This is a genomic window from Serratia sp. (in: enterobacteria) (assembly GCF_051654945.1).
In the GTDB taxonomy this organism is placed as follows: domain Bacteria; phylum Pseudomonadota; class Gammaproteobacteria; order Enterobacterales; family Enterobacteriaceae; genus Chania.
The window spans coordinates 1-11,326 of record NZ_JBOFZA010000072.1; the positions used below are offsets into that span (position 1 = coordinate 1).

Annotated in this window: 11 protein-coding genes; all 11 read right to left on the bottom strand. The window is 52.0% G+C overall.

From position 1 onward, the window contains the following. Positions 1-206: 206 nt before the first annotated feature. The 11 genes from ACRDCA_RS10480 to ACRDCA_RS10530 all read right to left on the bottom strand — a co-directional run bounded on the left by ACRDCA_RS10480 (position 207) and on the right by ACRDCA_RS10530 (position 11,237). Positions 207-512 carry a lysozyme inhibitor LprI family protein gene (locus ACRDCA_RS10480; protein WP_438689450.1) on the bottom strand — a complete coding sequence of 102 codons (306 nt, stop codon included), beginning with the start codon at positions 510-512 and terminating at the stop codon, positions 207-209. 546 nt (positions 513-1,058) lie between these two features. Beyond that, positions 1,059-2,375, bottom strand: a complete 1,317-nt coding sequence (locus ACRDCA_RS10485) for a ferredoxin reductase family protein (RefSeq protein ID WP_438689451.1) — start codon at positions 2,373-2,375, stop codon at positions 1,059-1,061. Between the two features lie 142 nt (positions 2,376-2,517). Beyond that, complete coding sequence (locus ACRDCA_RS10490; RefSeq protein WP_438689452.1) at positions 2,518-3,237, bottom strand: LuxR C-terminal-related transcriptional regulator; 720 nt, start codon at positions 3,235-3,237, stop codon at positions 2,518-2,520. A 156-nt stretch (positions 3,238-3,393) separates the two neighbouring features. Continuing rightward, entirely contained in the window at positions 3,394-4,578 is a 1,185-nt protein-coding gene (locus tag ACRDCA_RS10495; RefSeq protein ID WP_438689453.1) for a hypothetical protein, read from the bottom strand. Between the two features lie 91 nt (positions 4,579-4,669). Then, a complete protein-coding gene (locus ACRDCA_RS10500) occupies positions 4,670-7,219 on the bottom strand; it encodes a fimbria/pilus outer membrane usher protein (RefSeq protein WP_438689454.1) in 2,550 nt (849 codons plus the stop codon). 90 nt (positions 7,220-7,309) lie between these two features. Continuing rightward, positions 7,310-8,065: a fimbrial biogenesis chaperone gene (locus tag ACRDCA_RS10505; protein ID WP_438689455.1), complete on the bottom strand. Its 756-nt coding sequence runs from the start codon at positions 8,063-8,065 to the stop codon at positions 7,310-7,312. Further along, positions 8,062-8,808, bottom strand: coding sequence for a fimbrial biogenesis chaperone (locus ACRDCA_RS10510; RefSeq protein ID WP_438689456.1), 747 nt, complete (start codon positions 8,806-8,808; stop codon positions 8,062-8,064). The genes ACRDCA_RS10505 and ACRDCA_RS10510 overlap by 4 nt, the downstream gene beginning before the upstream one ends. Before the next feature lie 10 nt (positions 8,809-8,818). Then, positions 8,819-9,382, bottom strand: coding sequence for a fimbrial protein (locus tag ACRDCA_RS10515; protein WP_438689457.1), 564 nt, complete (start codon positions 9,380-9,382; stop codon positions 8,819-8,821). A 22-nt stretch (positions 9,383-9,404) separates the two neighbouring features. Next, positions 9,405-9,941: a fimbrial protein gene (locus ACRDCA_RS10520; RefSeq protein WP_438689458.1), complete on the bottom strand. Its 537-nt coding sequence runs from the start codon at positions 9,939-9,941 to the stop codon at positions 9,405-9,407. After that, complete coding sequence (locus ACRDCA_RS10525; protein WP_438689459.1) at positions 9,925-10,641, bottom strand: fimbrial biogenesis chaperone; 717 nt, start codon at positions 10,639-10,641, stop codon at positions 9,925-9,927. Before ACRDCA_RS10525 ends, ACRDCA_RS10520 begins: the two co-directional genes overlap by 17 nt. Before the next feature lie 89 nt (positions 10,642-10,730). Then, complete coding sequence (locus tag ACRDCA_RS10530; protein ID WP_438689460.1) at positions 10,731-11,237, bottom strand: fimbrial protein; 507 nt, start codon at positions 11,235-11,237, stop codon at positions 10,731-10,733. Positions 11,238-11,326 lie beyond the last annotated feature (89 nt).

Sequence of the window (11,326 nt, forward strand, 5' to 3'; positions counted from 1 at the left end):
CATCAATCCAGTTCTGGCCAACCCTGAAGAATTCAGAGCAAGCCTCAAACGCTAACGCCCTTCTCTTTTTAAATCTGCAGCAAAAGGTGACATTTTAAAATTGGAAACCAGGGTGACATTTCAACATCGGGTAGACAAAGATAACGATAGATGAAATCTGGCTGCTTGGCACGGTCATGTGTTTGTTGGTCATTACTTGAAACTGCTTATGGCAAATACGCGGCCCATTCTTTCAGTTGTTTGGTTCGGTCTTTCGTCCTCGTGACCAGACAGGACATCTGATCGGCGTTACGTCCCGTACCCGCTTGATTGATCACGTACCAGGCATCGCACTCGCTGTTTCGAAAGCGCAGCCACTGCCGTTGTGCTTCGATGAACTTAACCTTGAGCGTCGGGTAGTCAATATATTCACTCTGTGACTTCGACATCCTTTTCAACAACTGCTGGTAAACCGTATTGAGTTCATTGTCCGCCTGTTGGTAAACAGCCTGGGCGCGTTGGTCCTCACACATTGGTGACAGATCATCTTTTGGACATCCCTGAGCATGTACGGCACTGGATAACGCGAAAAGACTTGCAACGACCATCAGGCGACAAGAATGTGGACTTCTAAGCATTGGAAATGTCTCTATTCAATTTAGCGTCGATTGCCCATATCAGGCAAAAGCAACCATACCAAGGTGATGTATAGATCGCCAACGGAACTCTATATCAACCCCCGTTTTATTGATCGTGCTACGTGAAATCTGAGAACTAATGGCTATCATTCCCCATCAGATTTCACTAGAGCCTCCCATGATCAGCTCAAAATCCCCTGCTCGGTTCTGGCCGATCCTGGCTTGTTCAAAGCAAACTTAGCGAAATAGCACTACCATTTCGGCGATGGAAAACCCGCCGTGCTGAAGAAGGAGCTTAGAGCCAGCCTTACTTGGCATCGCTCACGTGTTTTTCCTGTTAACTCACTCGCAAATAAGCAAACAGTAAGGCCAGCAAAATAACAATCACTGCGGTGGCTATCGCTAAACGATCGGCATACTGGCGGCGCATCGCGTCTCTCCTCAGGCAAAGTTATAACGCTCTGAATGATACTGTGACATCGGCACATCCAGCTCAGACAGCGTCTTCTCTATGGCATCCATCATCACGTTTGGCCCACAGATAAAATATTCATGATCGGCATAGACTGGCGGCAGATGGCGTTTAAACAGGTCTGCATTGATAAACCCGCGTTCACCAGACCAATCCTCCGGTGGCTGAGTCAGCACGTGGACCACGGTCAGATTCACTCTGGCTTGCAAAGCCTCCAGCTCTTCTCTAAAGGTGATCGACTCCCAATCTTTACTGCCATAGATCAGGATCACCGGCTGGCGGTCGCCGCGATCGGCAAGCGTCCGGATCATGCTTATCATCGGCGTAATGCCCACACCACCGGCAATCAAAACACGCATATCCGACTGCTGGCCAAGCGTGAACGCGCCATATGGGCCATCAAGATACACGCGTTGTCCCACCTTCAATGTGCTTATGCTGCTGGTGAAATCGCCCAGGTTACGAATAGACATTTCAACACGTCCATCCTGCACCTCTGCGCTGGAGGAAAATGAGAATGGATGACCGGTAATGCTGAACGGGCTGCCCCAAACGGTCAACCAACCAAACTGACCAGGAGAGAAACGAAAACCCACGTGCCCTTCCGGCTTCATCAATAAGGTCGTGGTCTCCCCGCGTTCCTGCCGAACTTCCGCGATTCGGTAAGGTTTTCTCAACATAAACAGCGGCTTGATAATGCGAACATACAGCAGCAGACCAAGCCAGAGAATGATTAACGCTATCCACAACCCACGTTTCCAAGGGTTGCCCAGATAGTAACTCCAGCCAATCATGTGAAAAATCCCGGCGACCAGAGCGACTAGCGCCAAAATAATATGCGTGAGATGCCAGGTTTCGTAACTTATTTTCAACGGCACACGCCAGAGAGCCATGATTACTAGTGCGATCAGTGAATAAGTCGAAAGTGCGGCAAAACGGGCGCGCCACGGTGCCTCGATAAAATTGAGCAATGCCAGCAGTTCTGGACGAGCGATAAACAGAATGATCGGATGGGCAATCACCAACCCGACGGCGATAAGTGATATCTGACGGTGAAAATGATAGATAACATCTTCGCCAAGTGGCTCGGTTACGTAGCGAAAACGCGCCGTCAGGCCAAACTGCAACCCCATGATGCCCAAGCCAGCGTAGCCTAAAGCAACCGAAAACTCGGTCCAGAAATCGCGGGTGCTTGGCATTGCTCCCAGCAAGAGTGCAAACAGAGGAGCCAGAATGAAAAACAGGTAAATCAAGAGCCAACTGACACTACGCATCTGGTAGTTCATTGGGATACTCCGTATCACATATATTGATACCAAGTATAAGTCAGCTCTGGATTTTCGCTCTGCCACTCAGCATATGAGCACCACAAAAAGAGGCCCGTTGCCCTGGCTAGCAGTCAACGCCAATCTCTCCAAAACCCCTTGCTCAAAACACCGCAGTAAAATTACAGTCGCGTTCTGGATAAGCTACTCCATGTTTAACCTCGTGATAATATGGGGTTTTAATTTCCATGCTGCTAAATTCTCTTACCTCACCCAACATCATTAATAATTGAGTAAACTGCCAAGGCGTAAAACCCAACTTCTTCATGATATTGGTTTTATGTGTACTGATGGTCTTTACGTGCAATCCCCAAATCCCGCCGATAACCGCTGGCGATAGCGATTTCGCCAACTGGTTTAAAACGAACCATTGTCGATGGGTAAGGCGTTCATTTTCCCAACGCCCCCCTATTTTACTTATAATATCCGGGCTTGCACGTCGTTCGAAAACGTCGGTGGGTTCAGAGACAGCATGATGGATAAATTGTAGGCTCTCTTTTTTTGACAGTAAATAAAATAAATCAAATGACGCAAGTAATTTTAAAAAAATGTGATCATTATTTTCAGTTAAAACAATGATTTTATTTTTGGGCTGGATACTGTTTAACTTCAATAAATAGTTGATAAGTTCGTACGCCGGCATGGCATGCTGCTCGGTTTCCCTATCAAAGTACTCTTGACTACAACGCAGAGGATCAACTGATGATCTATTTTTCAGTATATATTCCAATCCCATACCAGCAGCAAAGTCACTAAAAAAGACCAGGGTACGCGTTCCGTGCATATTGGTTTGATCGCTGTTCATACTTTTATTTTCATTCATAAAACCCCCTCAATTTAATAAATTCAGCACATAATTAAATTGCTAACTTATAGCTAAAAAAGTAAACCAAGGCCTGGCATTAATATCAGGTGGTGATTGCCAATAGGTGAATTAGGGGATTACCCTCCCCTAATTACCTTATTTATTGCAGCATTGTCACCAGTTAAGATCAAGGGTCACTGTTGCTTTGGCGGGACCAGGCGCGGCGGCAGCACTCGGGCATAGCACCCAGACCAGAGGATCAGACCATGACGTTCCCGTGGTGACGGTACGCAGACTGGTTTTTGTTCCATCCATAGGCATTGAGCTACCCTTATCCACACAGCCGGCATCTGCGGAGGCGGTCGCGCCCAGGAAACCGCGCACATCCCCATTCACCGTGCCATTTTGCGTTTCCGACATCAGCGGAACGCTGTAATGGTCGCCAGCCTGGGTCTTAGGTACCACTGAATAGGAAACAGGGATCGCGTTGCCCGACGGATTGCTACAGTTCATATCCAGCGTTGACGCGACGCTTATACCGCCAGGGGTACCCACATCAGCAGGAGTGATATCACCAAATGGAATCGATGCATCTGTACTCAGGGTACAGTCCATCCCGCTCCAGGTCAGTGCAAATGTCCGGACATCAAACGTCGATGGCGTGGCATTCCAACGATAGCCACGTGCGGCTTGCAAATAGACGGTCTTGGTCGGCATTTTTGCTGTACCGGGTTTGACATACACCCCGTAACCAATCACCGCCTGCGTGCCCCCATCGGTATTCATTTCGACCACGGCATTGGCCACGGTGTAAGTTGTCCCAACACCGAAACAGTCGCTACGAGTCGACAAATCTCCGCTGCCCGTGCCGAACTTGTCCCAGGAAGCGCTCGACGTAACGTTCAGACCAGGGTTGGCGTTAGGGGTAAATGTGCCGCCGTTGGTGGAAGGGTTCATCGTCCCGGCAGTGAGGACCATCTTGCCTGTCATGGTGCCAAAGGGGATAACCAGGATGCCGGCGGCGATTTCGTAACCACGATAACCGTCGTAGCTTGCCATCGGAAACATATTGACGCACTCCCCGGTGGCGAGTGGCGCGGCGGAAACCAGCACGGTACCGACCTGGCCATATCCCAGGAATGGCACCATGTTGGTTGAATAATACCAGCCGGGTTTATTACCGGGCACAATGCCTCCGGTGGTCCACGGCAGGGTTTTACTCTCCGCCTCACTGATCACCTGATAGCCAGATCTGAGTTCCAAGGCAGAACTGTTTGCTGCCCAGGCCAGAGTCGCTGCGCCCAACAGGCAGCGTACCCAGCATGTCAATTGACCCCGTTTGGTGGTTACTGCTGTCATTTCTTGCTCCTTTTCGGCTCAGGGCAGGCTTCACTGCCCCAACGCCGGAATTCATGGTTAATTAAGGCCGCGCGTCCGGGCACGGCTTTGGTTAGCGGCACTCGCCATGCAGTTGGATAACCGGCATCTGCGCCGTCGGTTTCTGACCGTTGAGGTTGTAGCTGACGCGGCACTGCCTGTCGTTGCCTTTCCCCCATGTGACTGATAGCACTCCTTTTTCCGGCAGACCTGCCAGATAGACCTGGCCGTTATCCCCCACGATGCCGGTGATTTCCTCACTGGCCGCGTTTTCCAACAGGGAGACGGTGGCCCCAAACGGCACTGCACCGCTGGCTCGCGTCAGGGTCATTAACACCTGATAGCCGATGCGGGTGACAAAATTGGCCTTCACGACGGCACCGTTGGTCGGATAAACGGTTTGCTGGTTCTGCGGTAAATCGACGTTGTCAGGTAATGTGCTCGGGTCCAGGCCAATATTGTTGCGGGTGTAATCCGACAGGTACGGCACTACGGCGAAACCGCGTGAGTCCGTCTTGCCACCGCCGCTAGTCAGGCTTACCCCTTCTGCGCCAGGTGCGCTGATCAGTGCGACCGAACTACCCAACGTACGTGACAACGTAACGCCTTGCGCATGCGCAATCATGCCGCCACTCATGTTCAGGTTCATCGAACGCATGTCACTCGAGTAGCCGTAACCCGCTGAAACGGTGCCTTTGCTGCCTTGATAGCCCAGGTTGAGGTTGCTGTTACTGACCTGATCCTGATTTCCCCAGCCTTGCAACACGCTATAAGAGAAAGCGCCGTCCGCATTACTGCCGACAATCCCGGCCTGATTCTGGGTACGCCCTTGGTTGTCATGGGTGATCTGGCTGCTGGCATAACTGTTTTGCAGCGCAGGTGAATAGCTGAAGATGCTGAACGGCACGTTCAGGTTAAACGAAACCTGACGGTTCTCCGGCCAGTCGCCGTTGCCTTTCATCCGGTCAACCGTGTAGTAAAGCCCGTAGCTGACACCGCGATAACTATTGTTATAACCTGCCGACAGGCTGGTCAGCGTTTTGGTCGAGCCCCAGTAATCATCACGATTAGCGCGAAGGCTGAGTGAACCATAGCTGCCAAGTTGCTGAGTCAACTGAGTCTGGAAACTGCTGCGACGGCGGCTCAATGTCCACGGGGACACGTCTTCACGCGGTGCATAGCCCATGCTGTTGTATTCTGCAAAGCTGTAGTAGTTGCGGGTCGAATAACGCAGCGCGGTCAGATCTACCGACGTGCCGGTGGTCAACATACTTTTTGAATAACGTAGCCGCCATGAGCCACCGGTCTGGCGTGACTTATCTTCAAATTTCGCGCTGGAAAACGTGCCATCAGCAGACATTGCGCCAAAACTTCCCAACGAAACCCCGGTCCCCATGCTCAGCGTGCTGTAGTTTTGCGATGCCAGCCCCCCGCCGTAGAGCGTCAGGTTTTTGGGTAAACCGTAAATCAGGGTGGCCAGCACAAACTCTGACTGGCGTGAACCCTGTGTGGTACCACCGTCATAGCGCCCGGTGGTGGCCTCATATTTGAATGCCCCAGGGCGTACCATCACCGGCAAAGTCGAATAAGGCACCACAAAGCTGCGTACGCTGCCGTCGGCTTCAGTCACCGACACGTCGAGGTCGCCGGACAAACCCGCTTGATAAAGGTCTTTGATCTCGAACGGGCCTGGAGCTACATAAGTCTCATACACCACAAAACCATTCTGCCGTATGGTGACGCGGGCATTACTGTTGGCCACGCCGTTAATCTGCGGAGCAAAGCCACGCAGGCGGGCAGGCATCATCTGATCGGTTGAACGCAACTGGATACCACGGAACGGTACGCCGTCCAGCACTTCACTGCCGGTGTTGGCTTCCCCCATCGTCAGGCGGGAGCGCCAGTCGCGAATATCACGCGACAGATAGGTATTGGAAAAACGCGTGCCGTTATTGTTGTTGCTACCTTCCGCATCGGAATGGCTATAGGTAATGGTGCTGCGCAGACGCCACGCACCTGCATTGGCACCGGTCTGTACGTTAGCAAACAGGTTATTGGTCGCGCGCGAGTCATTATTCAGCGTTTGCTCATTGCGCCCGGCGCTAAGGTTGTAGTTAAACAACATCGCCATAATCCCATCATCCCATTGCTCCGGGTTGATCTGGCTGTCTTTACCCGGTTGCATGGCTATCTGCGGGATGCTGATATCCAGGCGCAGACGCGCCAAATCAAACTTCACCGTGGATTGCGGGATCAGCGTGGCCAGGTTGGCAACCGGCTGGTTTTTCGGCAAGTCCTTCAGGGATGGCAACTGGCTAACGTTAACGCCTAGCGCTTCAAGTAACTCCGGGGTCAGTTCCGGCACCACATTACCCTGCGCATTCTTGCTGAATACCAGATCGCGGGAAACCGCTTCGCGCTGATTAACAAAAATGGTGACCGGGTAATCGCCTGCGGCCACGCCCCCCGCATGGGCAAAAGTGGATAAATCCACCTCTGCAGTCCCTGTTCCCAACAATAGCAATCCTGGGTCAAAGTAATCTTCTGCCCACGCGCCCTGGCAGCTTAGCAGTACGAAAAGCGCCAGCGTTTTACGCGGGAAGGTACGTGTGTTATTAGCCATGCCATTTGTCCTTAAACAGGATGTCAATTTCTTACTCAAGATCTTTCCCTGCTCTGTAATTGGTTTTTCCCGTCCGGGCAGTTCCCGGCGCTACAATGCCTGTCGCTGTAATGTTGTTCTTTGGCTGTCTTCATCCAGCAACTGCCATTCCACCGTGCCGCGAACGCCACTGGCGACGGGATAGCGCTGCTGACCTTTAGGGGGAACCAGTTTGCTCAGCTCGCCAGCAGGGATCGGTCTGCCACCCACGGTCACCTGGCTGAAATTGATGTAAAAAGGCGTGGGGTTGTCGACCACCAGGGCATCATTTTGCAAACTGAAACGCAGCTGACTGGACGCTTTAACCACACCGCCTGCTGGCAAGCCTTCCGGGCGGTAAAACAGCTTCATGTTGTTCACTACGGCGACCACCAATTGCCCACCGGTCTGGCTGGCCTTATCCGGTATTGACGGAATGGCTTTCACCGACAGATAAAACACCGACTCCCTATCCTGCGGCAGCGACATTTCGGTGAGGCGGATACGCAGCGTTAACTGTTCCCCCGGATCCACGCGCTTTAACGGCGGTGTGACCATCAGCGGAATAGTCGCTGCCGGGGCTTTGTTGGCCTCTTCCGCTACTGGCAAACCGGTGGTGAAGTCCATAGGACGAACCCAGGACTGCATCAGATACGGGCGATCGGTGTTATTGGTCAGTGACCAGGTAATGCCCTTCTTTTCAGCTGCCGGATAAACCAGCCGAAATTGGTTGAACGAAAGACCCGCCGGTTTTTCTGCTGTGGCAAAGCACGGCGCTGCACCGATAAGCACAGCGATAAGCAATGGCATCCTCGGAGAAAACATCATGGTTTTCCTCCGGTTAGCACTGCGGATTGGTACTGCTGGCTGGTACCACCGTAGTCATTAATCACCGACCATTGCGCCTGTCGAACGTGACCCGTAACCGGATAACTGACCTGCGAGAACGGGGCAATCATCGATACGCTATCGCGTACCTTGAATTCGGTGCCATCAAACGCCAGACGTGAGAAGGTCAGGTAATAGGGCGTGGGGTTGTGCACCTGAACCTTGCCACCCTGCTGATAAAAGGTTAAACGCCCTTCCGCTTCTTCCGGCACCATCGCCAGCCCCGCAGGACGGTAGAACAGCTTGATGGTGTTTTGAATTCCCACGGAAATACGTGCCGCCAGCGAGGAGTCATCCGTCTCTTTCGGCGGTGTCATTGCTGGCACCGCGATCGCGGTAAAATAAAACACCGACTCACGATCGGTAGGCAGCACAGCGTCACCCTTACGCAAAATGCGAATGGTGTTCTTGCTGTTGGCTTCTAGCCGGAACAGCGGTGGCGTAGTGAGAAAAGGCGCCGGTTCATGCCCTTCTGGGCTTGCCACCACGGCCGACTGCACCAGATAGGGCCGCGTGCCGTGGTTTTGCAGGGTCAGCGTCTGTGCGTTGTCCGTGGATAGGAAAACGACGCGCGTACGGCTGAGGCTGATCCCCCCCTCCGCAGCGGTCGCTCCTTGGCACATCGCCACCATGACTCCTGCCATCAGCAGGGCTCGGCGTAACAACAAAGCGTTAAAATGCACGTAGCCCTCCTTACTGATAGGCGAAATCGAAGGTCACAGTGGCATTCAGCATTCCGGACTTGGTGGTGGCGTCGTTGCATTTGTTACCGCAGGACAAGGCAGCTTTTAGAGGAATGCTGGTGCTGCCACCGTCAAAGGTTGCCGAGCTCAGGCTCAATGGCAGGAAGCTGTTAGCTGCCACCACGTTCCCGGTAGCAGTGGCAATACGCACGCCGTAGTTCACCGCCTCGGAGGTCGCGGAGAGCCGGAACAGGAAATCACCGGAGTCCGTATTGCCCGAGCCAGTCACTTTGACGCCCGGCTTTTGCACCGAACCAATAAACCCGGCGCACTGCGATACAGTGATTTCCAGAGTTAATGGGTTTGCCAGACTGATGCCCTGACGGATGTCGGATGACAGCACCGTGTCGAAATCAAGGGAGGCAGGGGCCGACACCTGGCAGGTTGGTGCCTGAAAATTCGCACTGAACGTCACATCGGCTGCCTGAGCGCTGGCGGTTATCGTCAGCAGACACAGGCAAAGAGGGACCCTCAGGGCAATGAATTGCCTTGATAGAGTGTTGTGAGTTTTCATCAATGTCTGTCTGTTGAAAGCGTTAAGGGAAAATAAAGGAGAACGTTATCCTGGCGTTAACCGCTCCGCCGGTCAGCATCGGATCGCCGGCACTGCGCACCAGCCCCACAGAAAAAGGTTGGGCTGAGATCCCTTCATCCTGACTGATCGATACCGTATCCCCTGGCGCGACGGTGTCTGCGGCGTTATAGAAATCGGCCAGGCTGGTGAGCGTGCCCTTTTTCAGCATAAAACCGACGTAGCTGGCCGTTGAACTGCCTGCGCGGAACAACCGGGTATCACTTAGCCCTACTGATTCGCCAGTCACTTTCATTGCGGGCGCTTTGCCCTGCATTTCAACGCAGTCCAGATTGACGGCCAGCGGCAGCACTTCAGCCGTGCCGGTGGCAAATTGGGTCGTATTCTTGTTGTCAAAGGTGATGCTGGCCTTGTCGAACGAAACCTGACAACTGCCATCCACAATCCTGGCTTTAATGTCAGTCGTCGCAGCAAAAGCCTGACCGATCGGCATGCCGGATAACACCAGCAATATGCCCGAGAGTTTAATTAACGCTGCCACGGAACGTCTCCACTCCACCAAAATCGTTAATCGCTGCCCACTCTGCTTTACCCTGCCCAGCGGTTACCGGATAGACGTTGCTGGCAAAAGGCGCAATCATGCTGGTGCCTTTAATCACATCCAGTTTGACTTTCTTGCCATCGATCTGCAGCGTCTTCATTGAAATAAAATAAGGTGTCGGATTAGACACTTTGATACCGTTGCCCGCTCTGGAGAACTGTAATTTACCCATGGCCTCTTTCTGGGTCATGGCTAAATTATCCGGGCGGTAGAACAGCTTGATGGTATTCCCGGTCGCCACCTGTAGAGTGCCACCGAGCTTATTATCATTGTTGCCCTGGCCTGCTTTACCGGTTGGAATGGCTGTAATGTTTAAATAAAATATCGATTCCCGGTCACTCGGCAGCGAATTTACTTTCTTCAGGATGCGGATTTTATTGGTCGCATCAGATTCGATACGGAATAATGCCGGCGCTGGCATGAAAGCGTTGCTGGCTGTTTTTGCCGCAAGGCTGTCTGAGACACCGACGTTAATAAGATAAGGCTGATTATGCGAGCGATTAATGATGTCGACGCTCTGGCTGCTGTCCGTGCCGCTGAAAATAATGCGGGATGCGCCAATGCTGATACCCGCCAGCGCTGGCTGAACCAATAGGGTACACAGGCTTAAGACAACGCCTAACTGGTGATAAAACTTCATAATATTCTCTGATAGTTAAATTGAAAAAGAGAGGCCGCAAAGTGCCTCTCTTTCTGCACGATTAGCGTCGGGCTATTCGTTATTTACTATTAGTTGCTTACGAAAGAAATTTTGATCGGAGCGTTGTAAGCACCAGCCTGGATACCAGAAGTGGATACTACGCCCATGCCTGCGTCGAGGGTATAGGTCAACGAACCATCTTCACCCGCTGTAACAGGGATGCTGGTGTTGTTGGTTACCTGAGTACCATTTTCTGCTTTCAGCATGAAGCCAGCAGTCTTGGCAACATCGCTCAAGAACAGATTGTTGTTGCCAGCTACGATACCAGATACTTGCAGTGCGCCTTCTTCATCTTCAGTACAGTTTTTCAGGGTAACAACCAGAGACTCATCACCAACCTGCTGTAAAGCAGAGATAAAGTCAGTCTTGGAGAAAGAACCCACGTTCAGTGTTGCAGCGCCGTTATTTGCAGTAACTTCACAAGTAGTTTCTACAATAGTCCCTTGCAGAGTAACATCAGCCTGAGTTGCAGCCTGAACGTTACCAACAATACCCAAAATCAAAGCAACTGGTGCAAGGGTGAAAATCTTTTTCATTACGACATCCTTTATAGATATAGAGTTTAGTACACGATTAAAAACTGTTTATCAACCTACGCGGCTGATGGGTAAATAATACTTGGTAG